Origin of the sequence: Helicobacter himalayensis (genome assembly GCF_001602095.1) — a bacterium.
In the GTDB taxonomy this organism is placed as follows: Bacteria; Campylobacterota; Campylobacteria; order Campylobacterales; family Helicobacteraceae; genus Helicobacter_F; species Helicobacter_F himalayensis.
In genome coordinates this window covers 1,455,087-1,479,327 of record NZ_CP014991.1, presented here as the reverse complement: position 1 = coordinate 1,479,327, position 24,241 = coordinate 1,455,087, and the positions used below count along the sequence as shown (strand labels likewise).

Sequence of the window (24,241 nt, the reverse complement as noted above, 5' to 3'; positions counted from 1 at the left end):
AAGATTAGCGCGTTTATTAAGGAGAAAAAATGCAGAGAAAAAGCTATTTTGGGGAGTTTGGCGGGCAATTTGTGCCAGAAACATTGATGTGCTCGCTTTTTGAGTTGGAGGAAGCGTATAATTTTTACAAAAACGATAGCGTGTTTAATACGCAATTGCAATCTCTTTTTAATAACTACGCAAATCGCCCTTCTTTGTTATATTTTGCGCAAAATATGAGCGAGGATTTGGGCGGGGCGAAAATCTATCTTAAACGTGAAGATTTAAATCACACAGGCTCGCATAAGATTAATAATGTCTTAGGACAGGCGCTTTTGGCAAAAAAAATGGGCAAAAAGCGCCTTATTGCAGAAACAGGCGCGGGACAGCACGGCGTGGCGACAGCGACAGCTGCCGCACTTATGAATATGGAATGCGAAATTTTTATGGGGAAGGAAGATACCTTGCGTCAGGCACTCAATGTTTATCGTATGAAGTTGCTTGGCGCGCGTGTGCATGCGGTGGAGAGTGGCACAGCTACGCTCAAAGACGCGGTGAATGAGACGATGCGCGAGTGGAGCAAACGTCTAGATGATACGCATTATGTGCTTGGCTCGGTTATGGGACCGCACCCATTTCCGCGCATTGTGCGCGATTTTCAAGCGGTGATTTCAAAAGAGATAAGGGAGCAGATTCTCACAAGAGAAGGGCGTTTGCCAGATGCGGTGCTTGCGTGCGTGGGAGGCGGGAGCAATGCGATGGGCGCATTTTATCACTTTTTGGGAGATTTGCAAGTGCGACTTATTGGCGTAGAGGCTGCTGGCAAGGGCATTGACACGCCAGAGACTGCCGCGACTTTAAATGTTGGGAGTTTGGGGATATTCCATGGTATGAAGTCGTATTTTTGTCAAGATTCTAATGGACAGATTGCGCCGGTGTATAGTATTTCAGCCGGGCTTGATTATCCGGGTATTGGACCAGAGCACGCGTATTTGTGCAATAGTAAGCGCGCGGAATATGTGGCAGTTACCGATGAAGAGGCAGTGAGCGCGTTTGAATACCTTTCAAAGATTGAGGGCATTATCCCCGCTATTGAATCTGCTCACGCCATAGCGCACGCAATAGCCCTTGCGCCACAAATGTCACAAGAAAATATTTTAGTCATCAATCTTTCAGGACGTGGAGATAAAGACTGCGCAGCGATTGCACGTTATAGAGGGGAGGAAGTTTATGAATAAGGCAAAAGGTTTGGAGCAAGTTTTTACGGGTAAAAAGGCGTTTGTTCCATTTATCACCTGCGGTTATCCTAGCCTTGAGGTGAGTGAGCATATGATTGAGGCTATGGCAAGTAGTGGCGCGGATTTGATAGAGCTTGGGATTCCATTTTCTGATCCCACAGCCGAAGGTGCGGTGATAGAGCAAGCTAGCCTATTGGCGTTGCAAAATGGGACACGCACGGATTGTGTATTTGCGATGATTGCGCGCGTGCGGGAGCGTTGTGATGTGGCGTTGGCGATTATGACCTATGCAAATATTGTGTTTGTGTATGGGATTGAGAAATTTTGTCAAAAAGCAAATGCACTTGGAATCTGCGCACTTATCCTGCCAGATGTGCCTTATGAGGAGAGTGAGGAGTTTAGGGCGATTTGTGAGCGTTATAATATCGCGCTTATTTCTTTTGTCGCGCCTACTTCGTCAAAGGAACGCATTGAAATGATAGCAAAAGCTGCGCAGGGCTTTATATACTGCGTTTCTTCGCTTGGTGTTACGGGTGAAAGGAGCGCGCTTTCAAACCAACTACAAGAAACAATAGACACTATTAAAGCGGTGAAAAATATCCCCGTGTGTGTGGGCTTTGGTATCTCTACGCCAGCACAAGCAAGCGAAGTCGCACACTATGCTGATGGAGTGATTGTAGGAAGTGCGATAGTTAGGCGCTGTTTGGAGTATAAAGATTCTTGCATAGAGCCTATCAGTGCGTATGTCAAGGAAATGAAAGAAGCGATTAGCAAGTAAAAATTCTTGCTAAATCTTTAGAATCTATTCCCTCTAATTTATCGCCTTCGTGGAAGTGAATTCCGCTTCTATTCCTTTCAATGTATCACTTACAAGAGCAAAGCCCCTGACAAGCTCCGCTTCGCGCACACACTCAACGCGTTTTGGGACTTTTGGTTTGTAGATTCTGCAACATTGTTTGGTTTTTAGATTCCAAAAATCAAATGGGAAGCTATGAAGCCTGCCTTTCGCGCAACTTAAGTATTATTTGCTTCTAAGCCCTAAGCACCCGCATTTAAAAGGTGTATATAATCCCTTGCAGTTTGGCTCGTATGTGATTTTTTATGTCGCGCTTTTTTTTGATTATCTTAACTGGGCTTGTGTTGTATGTGAATATTTATGTGGCGATTTATAACGCTGTGCGTGGGAAAGACGGGGCAGTCGATGCGATTGTGAGTGGGTATAAATACAATAAAAAGCGTTAGATTCTACGGGAATCTAATGAATCTGTGCCCCACGCAAACCCGCGATTATGGTTGAATCTAAAGGAATTTTCGGTTACGCGCAAGCATAAGTCTTTCAAAAATGTTCTCAGCGTTTGGAGGCGAAAAGCACGACTTTGAGTGGGGGATATACAAAATATTTATATTTTACACACAAAGGCAGAATCAGCTTATTGATTCAAACCTCTTTTCCACGCAAAAAGAAACTTTTAAGAATCTAAGTTAAGCGGTGTTTTGAAGGATTTTTTATGTAGAGATTCTCAAAGCTTTGATGTGGATATTATGCGAAAATCCCTTATACTGCGGGAATCTATGGCGAGCGTTTGTATGCTACAAGCAAATATCCCAAAAATCTCTTTATGTGAATCTAAAATCCCTCAAAAGCCCTTACTTGTAGCAGAACTAAGTGCAAATCATAGTGGAAGTTTGGAAGTGGCAAAAGATTCTTTTCAAGCCATTGCCAAAAGTGGCGCAAAGGCGGTGAAATTGCAAACTTACACGCCTGATTGCCTTACTTTGAATGCAAAAAATAAATATTTTCAAATCAAAGGCTCGCCGTGGGAAGGGCGATATTTGTATGATTTATACAAAGAGGCGCAAACACCTTGGGAGTGGCATAAGGAGCTTTTTAAGCTAGGAAAAGAGCTAGGATTGCTTGTTTTTAGCTCGCCATTTTCACCAAAAGGTGTGGAGTTTTTAGAATCCCTTGATTGCCCAATGTATAAAATTGCGAGTTTTGAGGTGCTAGATTTGGAGCTTATCGCTGAGGTGGCGCGGTGTAAGAAACCTGTGATTTTATCAAGTGGCATTGCAAATGATGAAGAAATCGCACTCGCATTAGAAGTGTGCTACAAGTATGGCGCGTATGATATTACGCTTTTGCATTGTGTGAGTAGTTATCCTGCCCCGCTAGATTCTATGAATCTAGCGCAAATGCCAAGGATTAAAGAAAAATTTGGCGTGAAGTTTGGTTTATCTGACCACACGCTAGATACACTTTGTGCGTGCATTGCGACGAGTTTGGGCGCGAGTGTGATTGAAAAGCATTTTATTTTGGATAAAAGCTTGCAGAGTGCGGATAGTAGCTTTAGTCTTGATGCACGCGGATTTACAGAGCTAAGCAAGGTTATTGATGAGACATTTTGTGCGTTAGGAAATGGGGTGGATTCTAATGCGCCAAAAAAAGGCAGGGAGTTTGCACGTGGAATTTGGGTGAGTGAAGAGATTAAAAAAGGCGCGATTTTAACGCATCAAAATATTAAAATCTTGCGCCCAAACATAGAGGGTGGCTTGCACCCAAAAAGTTATAGCGAGATTTTAGGGTGCAAGGCGACACGCGATTTGCACTTTGGTGAGCCATTAAGAGGAGGCGATTTCACGCATTAAGCAAATATTTTTAAATCAATTATTATTTTTTGTGCTTGTCTTATTGCTATTTTGGAAAGTATGGCACTTGTTTAAGGAGCTAGACCATACTTTTAAAGCCAAAGGTTTGCTCGATTTTCTTACCAAAATTACTCATCAATCCCTCGCATACGCGCATTCCGCATAATATAATCACCCAAGAGACATAAATCCAAGTCATCAAAAAAAGCAAAATCGAAATTTGCCCATAAATGCTTTTGTAAGTTTCATTGTAAAAAATATAATACACAAAGCCCCATTTTGTGATAAGCCACACAATCGTCGTCCCAAGGCTAGAACAAACAAGCGCTAAAAGATTTAAGGGCTTGTTTGCCGAGATTTTAAAAAGGAGCAAAAACATCGACCAAGTGATAACATAAGGCAGCCAATCAAAAAGCAGGCTCAAATCTGCCACGCCTTTAAGCGTCTTTTGCACCTCTGAACTAAAATACACAGAAAGGGCTAGTGAGATGGGGAAAAGCGTTATCATCGTCCAATACACCACGAGGGAATCTAGGAAATTTTTTGGCTTAGAGTTAAACATTTTTGCCGCGACGTATTCAAAGTTACGAAAGAATAAAATTGAAGTGATAAGCACAGAGACAATCCCCATCACGCCGAGTTTTGTGGAGTTTTCTAAAAAGGTGTCAAGGTATTGAGAAAGCATATCAGTATGCGTAGGAAGCATATTTGAAAGAATTGTTTCTTTGAGGTCTTGGACTTGGGCGTGAAACTGCGGGATATTAAGCAGGATTGAGAAAAAAATAAGCAACAGCGGGATAAGCGCAAAAATGCTATAAAAGCTTAGCGAAGCGGCGTAGATAAGTTGCTGGTCAAAAAAATTGTAGATTGTGTGAAATTCAATTCTTATTTTGCGATAGAGTGTGCCAATTTTTTTAAAATGTGTTGCAAGCATTGCTTCTCCTAAATTTTTTTGAGGGCTAATTGTAGCAGGTTTGGGTTGGATTCTTTGTTGTGTGTTTGGTGGGGGATTTGGAAATTTTATTAAAGCAGAGTGTAGGCGAATTCGTGTGGTGGAATTTGGTTTTTTAGAAGCTTGCAAAATCTTTGCGGTGATTTAGCATTAATTGTTAGTAGCAGCAATGCTAAATTTTTTGGCAAGAGATAAAGCTTGAGTCATTTTAGGGAAAGGCATGGTTAATGTTGTTTTAAGTTTAAGAGTTTTAGAATTCAGCCCTAGATTTGAAACCGGTGTTTGAACTTAGAATTTGCTTTGCAGTTTTAGTTTGTCCTAGACTTTGATGAAATACGAAGCCCAAAACAGAGGTAAATATCTAGGGTAGGGGTTATCCAAAAGTTATACTTCCAAATCAATTATACTTCATAGTAGCCATAAAGCAGACCTTAAGGAGTGAGATTGCAGCTATTTGTATTTGTGCGTAAAATTAAAAGTATGCTTAAAATTGTGCGTAGCAGAAGATGGGGATTGTTGTGGGATAGAGTGCCATTTGTCAAGGTAATTTTTACTTTGACAAATTTTATTCCACATCCACAAAGTTATAAATATATCATTCTTGGTGGGCATGGAGTAGGTTTGACTGCTTTTTTGCATTACTTAGAGTCTATCCATGCTAAGCCATGTCAGGTGCTTACCTTTGAGGCTGTGCGTCCTTTTATTTTTTGGCGGAAATTTCATGGCTTTAGCAAAAAAAGTAGTGATGGTTTGGTATTTGATAAAGCCCCACTTAATGCCTATGCTCCGAGTATTTTTAGGGGTTTAAAACACAAAGTTCCACTTTATCAGATAATCCGCGATCCAATCTCTATCATAAAAAGCAACATTAATGTATCTATGTTTCACGCTATTTCTAAAATCAACTCGCAAGAAGACGCAAACAAATATCTTTTTTCCATGATTGATTATATTGAGCATTTGATGTTTCACTTTACTTCGGAGCGGGCGTTAGTAAGTCACATTGCAAGTGAAGTGCATTATTTAAGAATGCGCGATATTGATGATAATGGTATGCTTCATACAATGCAATCTTTTGCTTCTAAGTTTGGGTATAGTTTAGATTCTCAATCTAGCGATATTATCGGGGGGGGGGCAAATTTACCCTTAAAGGCTTAAATAACAAACTTCCAAGCTCGTATATTTCTACTCAACTTCACATCTTAGATCATACCTCAACTCATTTGGATTCTATTCGAGAATCTGCAATTAAGGGTTCGCTTTTTCCTCGATGTTTTCCTTATGTTTTTGAATATAACAATGAGATTTTCGTCCTTTCTACGCTTTCTCGTCTCAATGGGCAATGTATCCAAGAAGTCGATATGGCAACGCTCACCAAAAGACCCCACGTTAAAGAGTATTATCCTATCAAACATTATGTTGTCCAAAATTATGAGCAATATCCATTGATTTTGGCTAGCATAAAATCTATTGATATATCTATACAACAAGATGAGCTCGATCAAAAGATTCTAAAATATATACATTATGTTTTTGAAATGTTTAAGAAGCATAAAGATTACGAATTCACCGAAGAGCGTATTATTGCCACACTTTTAGATAATCAGTCCTATGCCAAAGATCTTGCATACAAAATCCACAGAGAATTAGACATCTTAAGATGTGATTTTCCAAATATTCTTGATGAATTTATCCATACAAAGAAGTTTCTTTCATATTTTAATTTCGATAAAGGAGAGTGAATGAAGCAAGGAGATTTTACAGAGGTAGCAAAGCATTATCACAATCGTCCTGCATACAGTGCAATGTTATTAGAAAAACTCATCGCGTGCGTAAAGCCACATCATTTACCTATCCAATCTTTTAAGGTAGCAGAGATTGGTGCAGGGACGGGTAAATTGAGCAAAATGCTTGCGAATTTTGGCTTGCAACTTACTTGCGTCGAGCCGAATGCAAATATGCGATCTGAAGGCATGGCTTACACCAAATCATGCGATATTGTTTGGCGTGAAGGGAGTGGCGAAGCCACAGGACTAGAATCTAATGCTTATGATTGGGTAGTTATGGCGAGTTCATTTCATTGGACTGATCCTTCTAAGTCTATTCCGGAATTTGCCAGAATCTTAAAGTCGGGAGGCTATTTTACAGCACTTTGGAATCCACGCAACATCAAAGAAGATTCTATTTTTGGGGAGATTGAATGTGAGATAAAAGCCATAGTGCCAGAATTAAGCCGTGTTTCAAGTGGAAGTCAAAATGTCAAAAAATGGGAAGAGATTCTCACAAGCACGGGGGATTTTAAAGAATGCTTTTTTATGGAATGTGATTATATAGAGATTATGGATAAAGCTCGTTATATGGGGGCATGGCATTCTGTTAATGATATACAGGCTCAAGCAGGCGAGGGTCGTTGGCAAGAGATTTTGCAAATGATAGAGAGCAAAATTGCTCATCTTAATTTAATTGAAATTCCATACAAAATTCGCGCTTGGAGCGTGCAAAGCACACATTAATGCAAGTGTATAAATACTTACATTAAGAAACAAACACATAAAAAGGAGTAAAACATGAAAGAAACATCAAAAAAATTAGTTGAAAAACATTGGGACTATACAAGTCATGCGAAATTTTATGAATATCGCCCAAATTATGCGCCAAATAGTATTGATATGCTATTGCTAGCGGCAAAAAATACTACAAACCCTGTGTTGTCGGGGGGGGGGGGCAAATTCGTCCTTAATAGCAGAATCTAAAGATGAAAAGTGTCAAGGATTGAATGTGGCTGATATTGGTGCAGGGACAGGAAATCTGAGCATTATGCTTCTTTCTCGAGGTTGCGAGGTGGTGGCAGTGGAGCCAAATGATGCAATGAGAGAAATAGGGCAGGAGCGCACCAAAGATTCTCATCATATACAATGGAGACGTGCTGGTGGTCTAGATACAGGATTAAAATCTCACACTTATGATTGGGTAACTTTTGGATCTAGTTTTAATGTCCTAGATAGAGACAAGGCTTTGATAGAGACGCATCGGATTCTCAAAAAAGGCGGATTATTCAGCTGTTTGTGGAATCACAGAGATTTAAACGATCCAATACAAGAAATCGCAGAAGAGGTTATACTCTCTATCATTCCTCATTATACGCGTGGAGTGCGCAGAGAATCTCAAAGAGAAAAAATAGAGCAACATAAAGATTTATTTGAACACATCATTTATATAGAAGAGGATTTTACCTTTCATCAAAGTATTGAGAGCTATATTCTTGCATGGCGGAGTGTGAAAAATCCCTATTGGGATTTAGAAACACAAGAAGGCAAAGAGTTATTTGAAAAAATCGCCTATTCCTTGCGTCATAGTTTGCCAAGTGAATTTGGTATCAAATACACGACAAGAGCGTGGAGTGCGCGTGCTAAATGATTAAATCATAGAACACAAGGAATGTCATGAGTAAAGATCAAAAAAGCATAAAATCAAACATAATACGACTTCTTAAATTTGGAGTGCGTTCGATACTTTATGTTATAGCCAAACTTGCCTGGATTTGTCATTTAAAATTACCTACAAATTATCGCTTTGTATGTCTTCTCAGTCATGGAGTAGGACACAATGCAATGCTGCGGTTTTTGAGCGAATGTAAAGTTACGCTAAATTGGCATTGTGCTGAAAATGGAGAGAAGCGATATTGCGATATTTGGCGTATGCTTGTAGGTGGAATATTGCGAAATAGATTCTGTGTGATTGCTATATCAGAGCTTGGATTTAAAGATGAGAAACGTTTTTTTGCCTCTATCTTTAAGCCTACAGATGCACTTTGTCTTGTACGAGATCCTATAAGTGTGCTAAAATCTTTTGTGAATATGCAATATTCATCTACGCCTTCTGTTGTAAAAGAATGTCGTCTTGATACGTCTTATGATGAGATTTTGAAAGTTTTTTATTCGGATTTTGCGCGAACAGATGTGACACAGGATATGAAGGCTCTATACACAGAGCCTACTCTTGTGGGGATTAGGAATCTTATTAATCCTCACACAATGTCTGTAATTTATCCATTTATCCAAAATTCACTGCTTCATAGCTTTGGCGGGCGGATTCAAAAAGTGCATTATATGGATATGAGCGCGATTTCAAAAGAGAGGGCATTTGAGAGTTTTCAAGACTTAAGTGCGCGTTTTGGATTTAACCCTCCAGTGAATAGAGAATTTTTTGAAGGTAAATTATATGGCTCATTGCACGCGATTTTGCCATTTTATCTGTGTGTGGAATACGACACTCCAGATTCTCTACACATAAGAACAGCACCTCAAAAGCAAGTGTTTAAAATACTCATAACAACATTGCAAAAACAAGATAATACACGGCACTCTCTTGATATGACAAAGCATTTTGCTGTGCCAGATGAGTTTAGCAATATTAGAATCTATGCTGATATAAGGACATATAATGACTTTTGTAAGCTTAAGGATTCAAGCGCGATATTTGATTCTATAAAGCTTTACCTTAATGGATTTTTTGTCGCTTTGCGTGTGCAGTGTCAAACCAAAAAAACTATCAGCGAATACCAAATCATTGAATATTTGTATGCTAATCCATCTGTAGCACTTGAGCTTAAAAGTTTGCTTGATATGGAATTAGCTCATATCAAAACTAATGCGTCAGAAATCGTGCAATCTTGGGAGTATTATCAAGGCTTTGAGATGATGTGTGCATGTATATTGCAGGATAAGCCTTTTGATATGGCTAGTTTAAGTCAATCAATCCAATTTGAAAAATCCACACAGCCTATACAATTTGTGAGAGAATCTTGATGCTACATTTTTCTACCAAAGCAGGTAATCTCGCGCAACTTTATGATTTACAAACCCAAAATAAACTCAAACACACAAGGGTTTTGCCTCTTTTGACTACAACTCTCAATGCCTTACAAAATCAAGAATCTAAAAATGCCATTTTAGATTCTATCGCTACGTTTGAGTGTCAAAAACTTATCATCAGATCAAGTTCTCAAGCCGAAGATAGCACAAAATCTTCAAATGCTGGAGCATATGAGAGTATTGCAAATGTGGATTCTAATGACAAAAAAGCGTTGCTAGAGGCTCTATATAAAGTTGCTTTAAGTATGCCAAATCCAGATGATGAGGTGCTAATCCAGCCAATGCTAGAATCTATTAGCATGTGTGGCGTCGCATTTAGTGTTGATAAAGAAAGTGGCGCACCTTATTTTTGTATCAGCTATGATCAGAGTGGGAGCAATAGCGCGATTACAAGTGGAAGTGAAGGGGAGATTTTTTCATTTTGTGAATTTAGAGGCTACAAAGATATAAAGGCAAATTCACCAAAAGTGGATTCTAGAAATTCAGATATAGCCACTCATCATAACCTAGATTATCCATATTTAGAGCGTGTAATGGATATGGTGAGGGAATTGGAAGTTCTTTTTGATTGCAAAGCTTTAGATGTAGAATTTGCTTTGAGTGAAGATGTGCTGTATTGCTTGCAAGTGCGTGTTTTGGTGATTGCTCATACATTGCAAAATAACTTATTAAGTACGCGAGCATTATCGCGCCTTTATAAACGGATAGATTCTCTTTGTGCTCCACAAGAACATATTTTGGGGGAAAGAAGCGTATTTGGCGTTATGCCTGATTGGAATCCAGCCGAGATTATTGGACTCAAACCAAAACGTTTGGCTTTGAGCTTGTATAAGGAGATTATTACAGATAATATTTGGGCGTATCAGCGCGATAACTATGGTTACAGAAATCTTCGATCTCACCCACTTATACATTCATTTTTAGGTATTCCTTATGTTGATGTGAGGCTTTCTTTTAATTCTTTTATACCTAAAAATCTAGATTCTCATATCGCAAGCAAACTCGTGGATTATTATACTTCTAGGCTTATAGAAAATCCACAGCTTCACGATAAAATCGAGTTTGATATTGTGCTTTCTTGCTATGATTTCGCCATAGATTCTAAGCTAAAAAAACTCCTTAATTTTGGCTTTAATGCAAATGAGCTTAAGCGTATAGAATTTAGTCTTTTAGAGCTTACAAACTCCATCCTTAATCCTCAAAATGGCTTGTATCTTAGAGATTTACACAAAATGGAAGAATTGCGCTTGCGTTATGAGAGCATTGTGCGCTCAAGTGCAGGTGTGTATGATAAGATTTATTGGTGTATTGAGGATTGTAAGCGATTTGGGACATTGCCATTTGCAGGTATTGCACGTGCAGCATTTGTGGCTATGCAGATGTTGCATTCTTTGGTGGAGATAGGATTTTTGAGCATTGAGGAAAAAGAGAGCTTTTTAGGATCGTTACACAGCGTATCCAAAGACTTAAGTATGGATTTGATGATATTAAAAACAACTGGCAATAAAAAAGCATTTTTGGAGAAATACGGACATTTGCGTGCGGGGAGTTATAATATACTCTCTCCTCGCTATGATGAGAGTTTTGAGAGCTATTTTGATATGCTAGATTCTCTACCAAATCCAAAAAATATGCATACTACCTTTAGCTTGAGTGAAGAAAGATTTAAAGAGCTTGATACACTTTTGCGAGAGAATGGTTTAAAAATTAGTGGCAAAGAATTATTTTTGTTTTTTACTTGTGTGATTGAGGGGAGAGAGAGTGTGAAATTTGAATTTTCAAAGCTACTCTCTTATGCACTCAAACTCATCAAAGAACTTGGTGAGAATCTTGATATAGAAGTGCAAGATATGGCACATTTAGACATTAAAAGTATTTTAAGTTTATATTCAAGTTTATATAAAGATAGCCCTAAAGAGAGATTTTTAAGCGAGATACAAGCTCACAAATTAGAATTTGCCCTTACGCTTTCTCTCAAGCTTCCTAGTCTTATACTTAGAGGCTCTGATGTATGGAGCTTTTATCTTCCAAATATAGCCCCAAATTTTATTACACAAAAAAGTGTCACAGCAGATGTTTTGGTATTAGAAACACTCAAACAAGATTCTATAAAAACACAAGATTTTAGAGATAAAATTGTGCTTATAGAATCAGCTGACCCGGGATTTGATTTCTTATTTACGCAACCAATCGCAGGATTTATTACTTGCTATGGCGGAGCTAATTCTCATATGGCAATCCGAGCAGCAGAGTTGCAAATGCCAGCAGTGATTGGCGTGGGAGAAGAAGCATTTGCAAAATACAAACTTGCTTATAAGCTACGGTTAGAATGTGCAAGTGAGCAGATTTTATGTTTGTAATTTTGCTTGACAAATCACAATAAAGGCAGGTGATGAATTATATTGGGATAACACAAAGATTGATACAACACACCGCATATAATGAAATACGAGAGTGTTTAGCACAGGATTGGGGGAGATTTTTTGCGTGTGAGTTGAAAGATTTTTTGCCATTACCTTTGAGTTATGGGATAGATTTTAGTCGTTATGCACCATTTTTAAGCGGAGTGATTCTAAGTGGAGGAAATGACTTGGGGATATTTTGTGATGATGGACTTTCACAAATACGTGACAATTATGAATACGCTCTTATTAAGTATTGCATAAAGCATAATATTCCCCTACTTGGAGTGTGTCGAGGCGCACAGATTCTAGCTTATTTTTTTGATTCGACACTCAAGGCTTGTAGTGGGCATACACAAGCACATTTAGTTTATAGTGCAACTTCAAGGTTTTATGTCAATTCATTTCATCATTATTGCATAACACATTTGGGAGCAGACCTTATAGAATTAGCAGCAGCAAAGAGATGTGATTATGGAGAGCAGAGTTTAGATTCTCATCAATATAGTATAGAGGGCTTTAAGCATAAAAGTAGGGCACTTTTTGGGATTATGTGGCACATCGAGCGAGATGGGGGATTAGAAAATACTGAGATTTTGGATTCTTATCTTGAATGTGTGAAAAAATTTAAAGAAAACAAGCAATAAAGGAGATAAATGAAAGCGTTAATATTGGCTGCTGGTTTTGGGTCAAGACTTATGCCACTTACAAAAGATATCCCAAAATGCCTTGTGCAATACAAACAAAAAGCAATTTTAGAATATGCGCTATGCGCTTTGAGAGAATCTGGCATTACAGATATTGGCATTGTTGGGGGATACAAATTTGAAGTTTTGGAGCAATATGCAAAAACACATGGCATCAACTATATATTCCGAAATCCACATTTTGCTAAAACAAACATGGTCGCTACACTTTTTTGCGCAGAGGGTTTTTTGACAAAATGTGTAAATGAGCAAGAGGGGGTATTGATATCTTATGCAGATATTATCTATCAAAAAGAGCTTGTTGAAGCGATGAAGTCATATAAAGGTGATTTTGGCATAGCAATTGATATGAATTGGCGCGCATTATGGGAGAGGAGATTTACTGATGTGCTTAGCGACGCAGAGACTTTAAAATTGCAAGGAGATACAATCATTGAGCTTGGTAAAAAACCTAAAAGCATAGATGAGATACAAGGGCAGTATATGGGGCTTTTTAGCTTTAGTGCTGAATTTTTACCAAAGGTGATTGGCTTTTATCATCATCTTAATACGCAAGTACTCTATGACGGAAAAGATTTTGACAATATGTATATGACAAGTTTTTTACAAGGTTTGATTGATACTGGGTTTGAGGCACATTGTATAAAAAACATATGGAAATGGTTAGAGATAGATTCTGTTTCTGACTTGGAAGTGTAAGAGATATTTAGAGAGCACCAACAATGCGCAAAAGGAGTGAGATATGCAAAATATTATTATGCAAATTTTGAGAGCTGCTTTTTATGCTGGAGAAGAGATTTTGCGATTTTATGGCGATGGGGATTTCATACTCAAAAATGATAATTCCCCGCTAACTTCAGCAGATATTGCAAGCCATACATATTTGTGTCAAGAGCTTTTGCGTATTGTAGATATTCCTATTTGTTCTGAAGAAAATGAGCTGGAGTATCTAAAGCGCAAGGATTTGGAGAGGTATTTTCTTATCGATCCACTTGATGGGACAAAAGATTTTCTCGCACACAATGATGAGTTTTGTATAAATATTGCACTTATGGAGAAGCAAGATGAACAAACATTGCCGATTTTAGGCGTGATATATGCCCCAGCATTGCATCAGATTTACTTTGGTGCGCAGGGATTTGGTGCGTATGTAATCACAAACTTCGAAAAAAAATTTTTCAATATAGATTCTATGAATATGACATCTCTTTTGGCAAATGCCAAAAAACTACCATTAGATATTGCAAGCCCTGATAGACACACAGCTTTAATTTCAAATTTTCATCACTCATCATATACACAAGATTTTTTACAGCATTATTCTTTGGCGACAAGGGCATTGGGAGCGAGCTTAAAATTTTGTCTTGTAGCAAGCGGAGAAGCTTATATTTATCCTCGCTTTATAGGAAGCAAAGAGTGGGATAGTGCAGCAGGAGATATTATCATACAAGAAAGTGGAGGAATAGTGCTTGATGTGGAGACCAAAAAACCGCTTTGCTATAATAAACCATGCATTAAAAATAACCATTTCATCGCTTTTAGTCAGCAGGCACAAGGTGGGATAATTTATAGGGAGTTTTGTAATGGTAGAATCTAAAAAAGGCTTGGTAATATGGCTCACAGGACTTGCAGGAAGTGGTAAAAGCACGATAGGCAGAGTGCTGTACCAATACCTCAAAGCAAAGATTCCAAATGTCGTCTATATCGATGGTGATGAGTTGAGAGAGCTTTTTGGTGCGACAAGTTATGATAAAAATGGACGCATAGATATGGCACTTAAGCGAGCCAAATTAGCGCATATTCTTTCACTTCAAGGAATTGTGTGCGTAGTTAGCACAATTTCAATGTTTGAGCCTATTTATGCCTATAATCGCACGCATTTACCACATTACTTTGAAGTCTATATACAATGCCCTTTTGATGAACTGATAAAACGCGATCAAAAGGGATTGTACTCTGGTGGGCTCAATGGAGAGATACGCGATATTGTAGGTATTGATATAGCATTTGATGAACCAACACCACATCTTTGCATTGATAATAGCAAAACAGAGAATCTTGAAGCAAAAGCAAAGCAGATTCTAGAGTCATTACCTTTATTATTGAAATAAATCTATGATACATAGAATCTAAAAACCAAACAATGTTGCAGAATCTTAGAATCCCATAAACCAAAAAGCGTTAAGCATGAACGCGAAGCAGAGGTGAAGCGGAATTTACTTCCGCGAAGGTAATACATTCAAAGGAATAGAAGCGGAGCTTGTCAGGGGCTTTGCTCTGTAAGTGATACATTTTAGGGAATAGATTCTTACCTTTTCACGCGAGATTCTCGCTCGCTCTCTTGTTTTTTGTAAAGCAATGCACAGCCTTTGGCAAGCTCGCGGATTTGCAAAATGTAGTTTTGACGTTGCGTTACAGAAATCGCCTTGCGCGCATCAAGCACATTGAAAAAGTGGCTCGCAAGCATCGTGTAATCATACGCAGGCAAAGGTAGTGCGTTTTCTAAGCATCTTTTTGCCTCGCTTTGCGCTAACTCAAAAAAGCTAAACAAACTATTCACATTAGCACTTTCAAAGTTATATTTGCTAAACTCATGCTCGCCCTCTTTATGCACATCGCGGTAATACAGCTTTTCACCCGAGCTTCCTTGCCCCCAAAATATATCAAAGACATCGTCAATCCCTTGAATATACATAGCTAGTCTTTCCACGCCGTAGGTGATTTCCACTGCCACAGGCTCGCACACCACGCCACCAACTTGCTGAAAATAGGTAAATTGCGTTACCTCCATACCATCAAGCCATACTTCCCAGCCAAGCCCCCACGCGCCCAAAGTCGGAGATTCCCAATTATCCTCCACAAAGCGCACATCGTGTTTTTGCAAATCTAGCCCGAGTGCTTCAAGGCTCTGCAAATACAGCTCTTGTATGTTTTGGGGATTTGGCTTGATAAGCACTTGAAATTGATAATAGCTTCCTAGTCGGTTTGGATTCTCACCATAGCGCCCATCGGTAGGACGTCTTGATGGTGCGACATATGCTACGCTCCAAGGTTTAGAATCTAGACTTCTTAATAGTGTCGCAGGGTGGAAAGTCCCCGCTCCCGCAGGAATATCATAAGGCTGCACGATGAGACAGCCCTGCTTTTTCCAAAATATTTGCAATTCTAATAAAATATCCGAAAAACTTCGCACTTTACACCTACCTTGCTTTTAAGTATAGAGGCGCGATTTTACACTTTTTGTGCTTAAATTTATGCCCTAGAAAATATCACAAAAGTGTGCAAAGATTCAAAAAAAATCAACACTTTGCAAAGTTTTTACAAAAATTTTATTTATATTTTATTTTATATAGTTAAAATTCTATGTCTCAGGAATACAAAACATTAAGGAGAAATAGAATGAGTAAGAAAGTATCTTTGGTATTGGCTACTTTGTTTGCAACAGGACAATTCATAGCTTACGCAGCAGAGGAAGTTGCAACAGAAAAAGTCGCAGTAGAGAAAGTAGATAAAGTGGAGAAAAAGCCAAATATGCTTGAAGCAATGAGTTTCAAAGGCTTTGCATTTATGCGTTATAGCACAGCTGATGGCGTAGGTGGCGCGGCGCAAAGACAGCAATATAGAATGAAACTTGATGCCACAACAGGCAAGGTTGAGGGCTTTAGCTTCACAGCTGGAATCTACCTCAATCAAGGTTCAAGCACACCTGGTAGTAATAATAACAACACTGACAAAGACATAGCAGGAAGTCAGGCAATAGTTATCGATGAGTTTGCTGATAGACTTTCAATCGCCACTTATTATGGGACAAAAGATTTTGAAGGGGAATCTTATAAAACTACAATCAATCTTGGACGCTTAAATATCACTTCAGTTTTCACTGATAAAAACACTGATTTAGGCACAGGTGCGGAGGTAAAGATTAAGGGTAAAAAACTAAACTACTCCCTTAGTTATTTTGATAATTGGATGACAAATAACTTCGCTTATGGTATGCGCGCACATGGAGCTACTGGTAATAGTTATGCTCAAGCAAGGATTGGCATGGGAAATAATCTCACACTTTTTAATATCAAGAGTGAAAAGCTCGGTGGCTTTGATTTTGGAGTGACTTTGGGGAATGCTGCGGGCTTAATTGATTATCTTGCTTTTGGTGAGGCGGGGTATAAGACTGGTGGATTCCATATTTTGGCACAAGTGGTAGCAGCTGGTATGAACTCTACACCAGACTGGGGAAGCGGTTTAGTAAATGAAGGCGCATTAGCAAGTTGGGGAGCAAGTGGTGACAACAATGGTCACAAAAACACAACAAGACCAACTTATAATGGCTTTAACGGTGCAGATGCAAACGCGTGGGCGAAAAATCGCGGAGTCTATAATGTGCAAATTGGCTACAAAACCGGTGGATTCTCAAGCAAACTTGGATATTTGGGAAGCTTTGGTGATGGCTATGGAGTTTTGCTTGATGCAAAAGGCGGGATAAATATCGCCGGTAAAGCGTGGAGTAACAACTACGACTCCGCAAATGAGGGCTTTGGCTTTATCGGAAATGGCGGTAGAGCTGGCACAAGCATCATGGCAATCTACGCGCAGCTAAATTACACAATCGCCAAAGCACTCAAACTCGGACTTGATGTCTCCTATGTAGGCGGGGATAATAACTATAACACCATTGGAGTTGCAAAGCGACAAAAAACTTATGAAGGTAAGGGTATCACTTTCACAGAAATCGCCCCTTCGCTTAGCTACAAACTCAATGAAAATTTTGAATTTTCGCTCTTTTATGCCTTAGTGACAGGCGATGTGGAGTTTGGCAAATCTCGCTTTGAACTTAAATATAACTTCTAAATTCTCCCAAACTACCGCTCTTGCGTAAATGCACGCATTGGGCGGTGCTTTTCCTTAACTTAAAATTAACCTTTTCTAAGCAAAACAAGATAAAATGCGCGCGAGATGATTTTAAGGACAATAAGGAAAAATAATGATTGAGCTAGCAGAAATTTTTCAATGCCTTTGGGAATCTTGCGCGTTTAAGCGAGATTTTTTAAGAGGGCAGGTTTTGCAAAAATGGATTTTTGAAGCGCGAGGCTTTGTATTAGCGGAAAATCTCAATGCTTCGCGTGCATTACCTGCGTTTAGCAATTCTGCGATGGATGGCTACGCGGTGCTTTTGGAGGATTGCGGGTCTGAGGTGGAGCTTTTGGGACGCACACTTGCTGGGCAAAAGGCACAAGAGGCGCTTTTGCAAAAAGGCTTTGTGCAAAAAATAATGACAGGCTCACCACTGCCGTCAAATACGCAAGCCATCGTGCCTTTGGAATTAGTGACAAATCTACCAAATGGCAAAATCAAGCTCCCAAATGAGATAAAGCCAAACCAACATATTCGCTTGCAAGGTGAGGAAATCGCGCTAGATTCTGTAATTTTGCCAGCATTTAGGCGCTTAAAGGCTCTTGACTTAGGGCTTGTAGCCACGCAAGGCTTAGAGAAAATCAATGTCTGCAAAAAGCCAAAAATCGCACTTTTTTCCACAGGTGATGAGGTTATCGAGCCCGGGCAAAGCGCGCAGGCACATCAGATTTATAACACAAATGCGATAAGTATTTTTGGTATTTTGCGCGATTTTCATCACGATATCGAGTATCTCGGGATATTGCCAGATAAGCGCGAAGTGCTAGAACAAACGCTTGGAGGACTAACAAACTATGATGTTGTAATCACCACAGGAGGCGCTAGCGTGGGCGATGCGGATATGTTAAAAAGCACATTGCAAAAGCTCGGCGCGCAGATTCTCTTTGATGGTGTGTGTTTAAAGCCCGGTAGGCATTTGAGTGTGGCGATTTTGGGAGAGTGTATCCTTATCCTTTTGCCCGGGAATCCACTTGCTTCACTCTTGCATCTTTATGCGATTATTGTGAGTTTTTTAGAATTTTTAAGCGGAGCAAATGATTGCTTTTTAAAAGCGCATAGCGTGCGGGCAAATGTCGCTTGTGCGCCAACTTCAAGCGCACAGAATCTTTTGCTTGGGATTGAAAATGATGGTGTATTTGAAATTTTTAAAAATGGGAAATTTGGCTCTAGCGCGCTTATAAATGTGTGGAAAAACAACGCGCTAGCAATAATTGACAAGGATTATGGTAAGATAGAGGCTTTGGAGCAACTTTTTTGCGTGCGCTTTGGTGCGCAGGAATTTGAAGCGCAGTGTAAATTTATCAATTCAAAAAGGAGTGGCAAATGACAAAGCTTTTGTTTGGGGTGAGTGACACAGAGGAATGCAGAAGAGCCATTGGCACGATTAATAAGCTTTTTGGCAAGCGTGAAGATGTGGAGCTGACACTTTTGCATGTCAGTGAAGAAATTATCGTGTATGCTCAAAGCGGAATCGTGAATTATGAAACTATTGAAAATATCGAGAGTGAGCGCTCTAGTGAGATTCTCAATGAATTTGAAAACACCTTTAAAAATGAAGGTATAACTTGTAAGAAAATCCTACGCACAGGCAATCCTATCGATGTGGTGCTAGAGATTGCAAATGAATATGATTTGCTTGTGATTGGCGCGAGCGAATCTTCTTTGTTGTATAGAATCTTTAGCTCACATCAAAATAGCTTTATCAACTCTTCTCCAATCCAGGTGCTTGTGGCAAAGTAGCTAAAACATATCTAATTAGTTTCTATTTTTGCCCTGCTATCCCTCTGCTTTGTTTGATGAAGATTCTCTTAAGGGATTAAAAAGCTTGTAAGTAAAAAGCTATTAGAATCCCGCTTCCTAATATTTAGACTTAAAGGAGAGGATTATGAAAAGAGGGCTTTGTCGCTGGGATTATGTTTTTGCGATTTTTGTAGGGCTGTATATTTTTTGCATTATGTATAAAAGCAGTATGCCATTGATGAGTGGAGATGATATTGCTTTTTTTATGAGTTTGCAAGAAGGTAGGCAGGTTTGGCACGGAACTGATTTTGAATATAGACGCTTCTTTCCTTTAGCTGGTTGGAATCTCAATATAATAAATTTATTTTCTAATAGCCCTTATGCCTTGAGTTTTGGTAATAGTGTGGTGTTTCTTATCACAAGCATAAGTTACTATATGCTTGCTTTAAGCTTTGGTGCAAGCAAGAGGCTTGTTGTTTTAAGCTTTGTGCTTTTGTCTTTGAGTGTAGGATATGTAAAGATTATTACTCAAATCACCTTTCCAGAAATGACGCAAATTATGTTTTTGCTTCTTTTTTTACTTTGTGCGCATAGGTTTTATAAACTTGTAGATTCTGTAAAAGAAAATAGAACATCATATATATATATATATATGCAACGCTTTCGCTCATATTTGCCAACTGCGCCATATATCTCAAAGAGGTATCATTTATCATAGTTAGTGGATTTGGTTTTTTTCATCTCCTTTTTTCTAAACTAGATTTTTTCAAACATTCTACTACAAAGCCTCCACTTCCAAAGCCCTGTATTGTTTTAGATGTGCTTTTTATGCTAAGCGGGGTTGTTTTTTTAGCCTTGTATTTTCACTTTACATTTGGCGCAAGTCATAGCTATGATGCAATAGAAGGTGTATTTTCGCCCTTGCGCACCTTTGTTGTAGCACTTCTTGGTGCGCCATTTGTCAGCATTGCTTTGATGTGTATGTTTATTTCTAGAATCTTCATTTTTATTAAAACAAAAGGCACTTTAGATGTATTTTGGGATAGCGTGCTCTTTGTGAGTGTTGGCTATTTTTGTGCATTTTTGCTTTTAGGTATGGGGAGTTTTCATTATTTTATGCCTGTAAGTTTTTTGGCTTGTTTGTATGGTTTGTGGTTTTTAAAGCATTTTACTATTTCTAAGAAGTTACTTTTTGTCATAAGTGTAGTTTTAGGACTTATTTTAACGCTTAATACAATCCCGCAAGGCTTGCATTATTTCAGTCTTAATAAGGTGCAAATGCGTAACCTAGAGCAATCTATGGAATTTTTGGCTAGGTATATTAAGGATAATCCACGCACGACACTTTATTTTGATGGGTTTTGTCGAGGCAATGATAGATGTTATTATTTTTGGCAGTATGGCGCAGTGTTTCAGATACTACCTAGAATCTATGGTGTGAGTGATTTTGATATTAAATCAAATGAGCCAAATGGCAAAAACTTTAGCATAAACCAACAATCCCCCTTTAGCTTTTTTAACACCGATGAGGTTACTTCTCCTCAAAGTGGCGATTTGCTCATTGTAAGTTTTATGAGTGATAAACCAATAACACAAGAATATCTCAAAACATTGCAAGAGGAAAATATCTTACTTTTCCAAACGCAAAATTTTGGCTATATCCCAAACTTTAATCTTATGAGTTTAGGCGCTTATATCTTACAAAAGCAAGGTATAAAACACCCTCTAAGTTCCGTAGGCAATCCATTTAAGCTTCCTAGTCAAATCTTTATTTTTAAAATCCCCTAAATTTTAGGGGGAGGGATGGGGGTATTTTAGAATCTATTCTTTTAATTTGTATCATCTCGTGCGAGTGAATCGCACTTCGCCTCCGCTTGCGCGTTCATACTCAATGTTTTCTGGTTGATAAGATTGCAAGATTCTATCAAGTTGTTTGGAGATTTTAGAAATCTAACCCCCCCCTTAAAACACACTGACTTTTAGAATCTAGCCCTATGAGATAACGCACCACACTTTGTAAGTCTCTTAGATTCTCACATTTTTATGCAATGAAAATTATGGAATCTTAACTCTTAAAGCGAGTTCGTTTAGGATTTCTTTTGGACTTATGCCCTCGCTCAAGGCTTCAAAGCTAAGGAGGATTCTATGTGAAGCGATGATAGGTAAAACTTCCAAAATATCGCTAGGTGTGAGATAATCCCTATTTTGCAAAAAAGCATAAGCCTTAGCGGCGCGTTGCATATCAATGCTAGCGCGCGGGGAAAGCCCTAAGCGCAGACAAGAGATATTTTTATATACAAAGTTTTCACGCGTGGCGCGCGCAAGGGAGATGATATATTCTTGTAAGCTTGGCTCTGTGTAAATTTGCTCAATGCGTTCTTTTATCACTTCTAAATCATAAGAATCCATCAATGCAAGCGACTCTTTTGCTAAATGTGCATTTTGCAGGATTTTAACCTCGCTTTGCGCACTTGGATATTCTAACTCAAGCCCTAGCATAAAGCGATCAAGCTGTGCCTCTGGGAGTGCATACACGCCTTCAGATTCTATTGGGTTGGCTGTGGCGATGACAAGAAAGGGGGAATGCAATAAATAGCATTCCTCACCGATACTCACCTGCTGCTCGCCCATCGCTTCTAAAAGCGCGCTTTGCACTTTTGCGGGCGCACGATTGATTTCATCAGTGAGCAAAATATTTGTAAAAATCGCCCCAAAGCGCGTTTGAAAATTTTGCGTTTTTGGGTTATAGATTTGTGCGCCTAAAATGTCGCTGGGGATTAAATCTGGGGTAAATTGAATTCTCTTAAAACTAAGATTTAGCGACTTTGCAAGGGATTTTGCAAGTGTGGTTTTAGCAAGTCCGGGCACACTTTGGAGCAAAATATGCCCTTGTGTAAAAAGCCCGATAAGCGCGTATTCTACGAGACTTTCCTGTCCTAACACACAGGAATTGAGCTGTTCTCTTAAGGTGGCGATTTTTTTAAAAAGTTTCATTTGCATACGCGCGCCTTAAGATTTAAGGTTGGCTTTTTGGTGCAATGTGTGGATTTTAAGAATCTAGACATAAAAAATCTTCAATCCCATACAAGCCCGCTTTTTGATTCGCAAGCCAGCGCGCTGCTGCAATCGCACCTTTGGCAAAAGTCGCGCGTGAGGTGGCGTTGTGTGTGAGTTCTAAATATTCGCCATCAAGATAGAATCCAATCGTGTGGCGTCCCACCACATCGCCACCGCGCAGGCTCATTACACCGATATCATCTTTGCTTCGTGCGCCAATATTGCCATCGCGCCCGCTTATGCGGACTTTGTCAATATCTAGTCCGCGTGCTTGTGCGCAGGTTTGCGCGAGAGTGAGTGCTGTGCCACTTGGGGCGTCTTTTTTGTGGTGGTGGTGGATTTCTACGATTTCTATATCGCTTTCTTTTAACGCCCGCGCTGTGAGGCTGGAGAGTTTATTGAGCACGCTCACACCACGACTCATATTGCTTGCTTGCAAAATTGGTAAGATTTGGCTTGCGTTTTTAATGTGCGTAAAATCATCTTGGCTAAAGCCCGTACTGCCGATAACCATCGGGCGTGCAAGGCTATTTTCTAGCGCCGTTTTGATAAGCTCTAAGCTTCCGATTGCGGAGGAAAAGTCAATCACACATTCACAAGATTGCAAAAATTCTTTTATGTCCCTTGCTACACGCAAGTCTTGCGCGTGCAGAGATTCTAAATTGTCGCGTGCATAAACGATTGAAACTTCTAAATCCGTGCTTTGGGCGATTTCATCAATGAGAAGTTTTCCCACGCGTCCGCTTGCGCCAAAGATGCCGAGCTTTAGCATTATTTTGCCTGCTCTAGGTAGCTAATGGCTTGCAATGCTGCTGTTGCGCCATCACCTGCGGCGCAGACTACTTGTTTTGGTGCTTGGATTCTCACATCGCCCGCGGCAAAAAGCCCTTCTATGCTCGTGCGCATTGATAAATCAACTTTGATACTACCATACTCATCGCAATCACAAAGCATACTGCCATTTTCTTGCTTCAAAATTTGTGTATTGACATCATAACCGACAAAAACAAAGATTCCCGGCACTCCAAGTTCGCGCACCTCGTTGTTTTGCGTATTTTTCACAAGCACAGAAGTAACGCCTGACATATCACCCTTAATCTCTTCAACAATGTAGGGCGTGAGAATCTCAATCTTTGGATTTGATTTTATATGCTCTATTGTTGTGGGTGCTGCGCGGAATTCATTTCTGCGGTGGATAAGATAGACTTTTTTGCACATTTTTGTAAGATACACCGCCTCTTCAAGCGCCGTATCGCCCCCACCAAGCACTGCGACTTCTTTATCTTTGTAAAAAAATCCATCGCAAGTAGCGCAAGTGCTGACACCTTTGCCCCAAAATTCATTCTCACCCTTTACGCCAGAGCGCTTAGGACGCCCACCGGTAGCAAAAATCACCGCTTTTGCTTGATGTATCTTCCCGCCTAGCTCGTGGATTTCAAAAACATTGCCATTTTTGCTAATGCGCCAAACTTCGCTCATCTCGTGCTTTAATCCGAATCTAAAGCACTGTTCCTGCCAAGGCTGCATAAAATCTAGCCCGCTCATTACTTCTTTCACGCCCGGATAGTTCTCTATCTCGCTACTTCCTGTAATTTGTCCCCCGGGCATACCTTTTTCAAACAACACGACATTTTTAATCCCGCCTCTTGTCGCATATAGCCCAGCACTTAGCCCAGCAGGTCCCCCGCCAACGATTGCTAAATCTATCATTTTGCTCTCCTAAAAATGTAAAAGT

General features: G+C 39.4%; 22 protein-coding genes and 2 pseudogenes. 19 read left to right on the top strand and 5 right to left on the bottom strand.

The annotated features are described in order from the left end of the window. Positions 1-29: 29 nt before the first annotated feature. The 4 genes and pseudogenes from trpB (at position 30) to pseI (ending at position 3,863) form a co-directional block, all read left to right on the top strand. Positions 30-1,217 carry a tryptophan synthase subunit beta gene (gene trpB, locus A3217_RS07095; protein WP_066389166.1) on the top strand — a complete coding sequence of 396 codons (1,188 nt, stop codon included), beginning with the start codon at positions 30-32 and terminating at the stop codon, positions 1,215-1,217. Continuing rightward, positions 1,210-1,995 carry a tryptophan synthase subunit alpha gene (gene trpA / locus A3217_RS07090; RefSeq protein WP_066389165.1) on the top strand — a complete coding sequence of 262 codons (786 nt, stop codon included), beginning with the start codon at positions 1,210-1,212 and terminating at the stop codon, positions 1,993-1,995. Before trpB ends, trpA begins: the two co-directional genes overlap by 8 nt. Positions 1,996-2,227: 232 nt before the next feature. Beyond that, positions 2,228-2,459 (top strand): annotated as a pseudogene (locus A3217_RS09465) (cytochrome b family protein); the annotation flags it as partial. 390 nt (positions 2,460-2,849) lie between these two features. Further along, positions 2,850-3,863, top strand: coding sequence for a pseudaminic acid synthase (pseI, locus tag A3217_RS07085; protein ID WP_197456923.1), 1,014 nt, complete (start codon positions 2,850-2,852; stop codon positions 3,861-3,863). 79 nt (positions 3,864-3,942) lie between these two features. On the opposite strand, the gene A3217_RS07080 is transcribed toward pseI, so the two are convergent. Then, a complete protein-coding gene (locus tag A3217_RS07080) occupies positions 3,943-4,797 on the bottom strand; it encodes a YihY family inner membrane protein (RefSeq protein WP_066388997.1) in 855 nt (284 codons plus the stop codon). Between the two features lie 462 nt (positions 4,798-5,259). Between A3217_RS07080 and A3217_RS07075 the strand changes: the two genes are divergently transcribed. The 10 genes and pseudogenes from A3217_RS07075 to A3217_RS07030 all read left to right on the top strand — a co-directional run bounded on the left by A3217_RS07075 (position 5,260) and on the right by A3217_RS07030 (position 14,909). After that, positions 5,260-5,973: a hypothetical protein gene (locus A3217_RS07075; RefSeq protein ID WP_066389164.1), complete on the top strand. Its 714-nt coding sequence runs from the start codon at positions 5,260-5,262 to the stop codon at positions 5,971-5,973. A 203-nt stretch (positions 5,974-6,176) separates the two neighbouring features. Then, complete coding sequence (locus A3217_RS07070; RefSeq protein WP_066389163.1) at positions 6,177-6,557, top strand: hypothetical protein; 381 nt, start codon at positions 6,177-6,179, stop codon at positions 6,555-6,557. Then, the gene (locus A3217_RS07065) at positions 6,558-7,328 is read left to right on the top strand and encodes a class I SAM-dependent methyltransferase (protein WP_066389161.1); all 771 of its coding nucleotides are present in this window, start codon (positions 6,558-6,560) and stop codon (positions 7,326-7,328) included. 54 nt (positions 7,329-7,382) lie between these two features. Next, positions 7,383-8,232, top strand: a pseudogene (locus A3217_RS07060) (class I SAM-dependent methyltransferase). A 194-nt stretch (positions 8,233-8,426) separates the two neighbouring features. Next, complete coding sequence (locus tag A3217_RS07055) at positions 8,427-9,623, top strand: DUF2972 domain-containing protein (protein WP_197456884.1); 1,197 nt, start codon at positions 8,427-8,429, stop codon at positions 9,621-9,623. Then, a complete protein-coding gene (locus A3217_RS07050) occupies positions 9,623-12,049 on the top strand; it encodes a PEP-utilizing enzyme (RefSeq protein ID WP_066389158.1) in 2,427 nt (808 codons plus the stop codon). Before A3217_RS07055 ends, A3217_RS07050 begins: the two co-directional genes overlap by 1 nt. Before the next feature lie 32 nt (positions 12,050-12,081). Further along, a complete protein-coding gene (locus tag A3217_RS07045) occupies positions 12,082-12,738 on the top strand; it encodes a gamma-glutamyl-CDP-amidate hydrolase (RefSeq protein ID WP_066389157.1) in 657 nt (218 codons plus the stop codon). 9 nt (positions 12,739-12,747) lie between these two features. Continuing rightward, positions 12,748-13,497, top strand: a complete 750-nt coding sequence (locus A3217_RS07040; RefSeq protein WP_066389156.1) for a phosphocholine cytidylyltransferase family protein — start codon at positions 12,748-12,750, stop codon at positions 13,495-13,497. Between the two features lie 43 nt (positions 13,498-13,540). Further along, positions 13,541-14,395, top strand: coding sequence for a 3'(2'),5'-bisphosphate nucleotidase CysQ family protein (locus A3217_RS07035; protein WP_066389154.1), 855 nt, complete (start codon positions 13,541-13,543; stop codon positions 14,393-14,395). Continuing rightward, positions 14,382-14,909 (top strand): adenylyl-sulfate kinase, encoded by a 528-nt coding sequence (locus tag A3217_RS07030; protein ID WP_066389152.1) that lies wholly within the window; start codon positions 14,382-14,384, stop codon positions 14,907-14,909. Before A3217_RS07035 ends, A3217_RS07030 begins: the two co-directional genes overlap by 14 nt. 197 nt (positions 14,910-15,106) lie before the next feature. Here A3217_RS07030 and glyQ read toward each other — a convergent pair whose 3' ends face one another. Further along, positions 15,107-15,991 (bottom strand): glycine--tRNA ligase subunit alpha, encoded by an 885-nt coding sequence (glyQ, locus tag A3217_RS07025; protein ID WP_066389150.1) that lies wholly within the window; start codon positions 15,989-15,991, stop codon positions 15,107-15,109. Between the two features lie 206 nt (positions 15,992-16,197). Here glyQ and A3217_RS07020 point away from each other — a divergent pair, with 206 nt between their 5' ends. The 5 genes from A3217_RS07020 (at position 16,198) to A3217_RS07000 (ending at position 21,237) form a co-directional block, all read left to right on the top strand. Further along, positions 16,198-17,646: a hypothetical protein gene (locus tag A3217_RS07020; RefSeq protein WP_066389149.1), complete on the top strand. Its 1,449-nt coding sequence runs from the start codon at positions 16,198-16,200 to the stop codon at positions 17,644-17,646. 133 nt (positions 17,647-17,779) lie between these two features. After that, positions 17,780-19,036 carry a molybdopterin molybdotransferase MoeA gene (locus tag A3217_RS07015; RefSeq protein ID WP_066389148.1) on the top strand — a complete coding sequence of 419 codons (1,257 nt, stop codon included), beginning with the start codon at positions 17,780-17,782 and terminating at the stop codon, positions 19,034-19,036. After that, positions 19,033-19,449: a universal stress protein gene (locus tag A3217_RS07010; RefSeq protein WP_066389147.1), complete on the top strand. Its 417-nt coding sequence runs from the start codon at positions 19,033-19,035 to the stop codon at positions 19,447-19,449. The genes A3217_RS07015 and A3217_RS07010 overlap by 4 nt, the downstream gene beginning before the upstream one ends. A gap of 145 nt (positions 19,450-19,594) precedes the next feature. Continuing rightward, positions 19,595-20,167, top strand: coding sequence for a hypothetical protein (locus A3217_RS07005; protein ID WP_066389146.1), 573 nt, complete (start codon positions 19,595-19,597; stop codon positions 20,165-20,167). Between the two features lie 110 nt (positions 20,168-20,277). Next, positions 20,278-21,237 (top strand): hypothetical protein, encoded by a 960-nt coding sequence (locus A3217_RS07000; RefSeq protein ID WP_156471884.1) that lies wholly within the window; start codon positions 20,278-20,280, stop codon positions 21,235-21,237. 267 nt (positions 21,238-21,504) lie between these two features. Here A3217_RS07000 and A3217_RS06995 read toward each other — a convergent pair whose 3' ends face one another. Genes A3217_RS06995 through trxB form a run of 3 tightly spaced genes read right to left on the bottom strand, consistent with a single transcriptional unit; the run spans position 21,505 to position 24,216 of the window. Next, positions 21,505-22,449, bottom strand: a complete 945-nt coding sequence (locus A3217_RS06995) for an AAA family ATPase (protein WP_231860223.1) — start codon at positions 22,447-22,449, stop codon at positions 21,505-21,507. A gap of 49 nt (positions 22,450-22,498) precedes the next feature. Next, entirely contained in the window at positions 22,499-23,278 is a 780-nt protein-coding gene (gene dapB / locus A3217_RS06990; protein ID WP_066389144.1) for a 4-hydroxy-tetrahydrodipicolinate reductase, read from the bottom strand. Continuing rightward, the gene (gene trxB / locus A3217_RS06985; RefSeq protein ID WP_066389143.1) at positions 23,278-24,216 is read right to left on the bottom strand and encodes a thioredoxin-disulfide reductase; all 939 of its coding nucleotides are present in this window, start codon (positions 24,214-24,216) and stop codon (positions 23,278-23,280) included. The genes dapB and trxB overlap by 1 nt, the downstream gene beginning before the upstream one ends. Positions 24,217-24,241: the final 25 nt, after the last annotated feature.

Bases quoted from the DNA above. Each gene is read 5' to 3' on its own strand.
- A3217_RS07065 (WP_066389161.1), top strand. From the start codon at position 6,558: ATGAAGCAAGGAGATTTTACAGAGGTAGCAAAGCATTATCACAATCGT.
- A3217_RS07055 (WP_197456884.1), top strand. From the start codon at position 8,427: ATGCTGCGGTTTTTGAGCGAATGTAAAGTTACGCTAAATTGGCATTGT.
- dapB (WP_066389144.1), bottom strand. From the start codon at position 23,278: ATGCTAAAGCTCGGCATCTTTGGCGCAAGCGGACGCGTGGGAAAACTT.
- A3217_RS07040 (WP_066389156.1), top strand. From the start codon at position 12,748: ATGAAAGCGTTAATATTGGCTGCTGGTTTTGGGTCAAGACTTATGCCA.
- trxB (WP_066389143.1), bottom strand. From the start codon at position 24,216: ATGATAGATTTAGCAATCGTTGGCGGGGGACCTGCTGGGCTAAGTGCT.
- A3217_RS07050 (WP_066389158.1), top strand. From the start codon at position 9,623: ATGCTACATTTTTCTACCAAAGCAGGTAATCTCGCGCAACTTTATGAT.
- A3217_RS07080 (WP_066388997.1), bottom strand. From the start codon at position 4,797: ATGCTTGCAACACATTTTAAAAAAATTGGCACACTCTATCGCAAAATA.
- trpB (WP_066389166.1), top strand. From the start codon at position 30: ATGCAGAGAAAAAGCTATTTTGGGGAGTTTGGCGGGCAATTTGTGCCA.
- A3217_RS07005 (WP_066389146.1), top strand. From the start codon at position 19,595: ATGAAAAGAGGGCTTTGTCGCTGGGATTATGTTTTTGCGATTTTTGTA.
- A3217_RS06995 (WP_231860223.1), bottom strand. From the start codon at position 22,449: ATGCAAATGAAACTTTTTAAAAAAATCGCCACCTTAAGAGAACAGCTC.
- A3217_RS07070 (WP_066389163.1), top strand. From the start codon at position 6,177: ATGGCAACGCTCACCAAAAGACCCCACGTTAAAGAGTATTATCCTATC.
- trpA (WP_066389165.1), top strand. From the start codon at position 1,210: ATGAATAAGGCAAAAGGTTTGGAGCAAGTTTTTACGGGTAAAAAGGCG.
- A3217_RS07010 (WP_066389147.1), top strand. From the start codon at position 19,033: ATGACAAAGCTTTTGTTTGGGGTGAGTGACACAGAGGAATGCAGAAGA.
- A3217_RS07000 (WP_156471884.1), top strand. From the start codon at position 20,278: ATGCTAAGCGGGGTTGTTTTTTTAGCCTTGTATTTTCACTTTACATTT.
- A3217_RS07035 (WP_066389154.1), top strand. From the start codon at position 13,541: ATGCAAAATATTATTATGCAAATTTTGAGAGCTGCTTTTTATGCTGGA.
- A3217_RS07015 (WP_066389148.1), top strand. From the start codon at position 17,780: ATGATTGAGCTAGCAGAAATTTTTCAATGCCTTTGGGAATCTTGCGCG.
- A3217_RS07030 (WP_066389152.1), top strand. From the start codon at position 14,382: ATGGTAGAATCTAAAAAAGGCTTGGTAATATGGCTCACAGGACTTGCA.
- A3217_RS07045 (WP_066389157.1), top strand. From the start codon at position 12,082: ATGAATTATATTGGGATAACACAAAGATTGATACAACACACCGCATAT.
- A3217_RS07020 (WP_066389149.1), top strand. From the start codon at position 16,198: ATGAGTAAGAAAGTATCTTTGGTATTGGCTACTTTGTTTGCAACAGGA.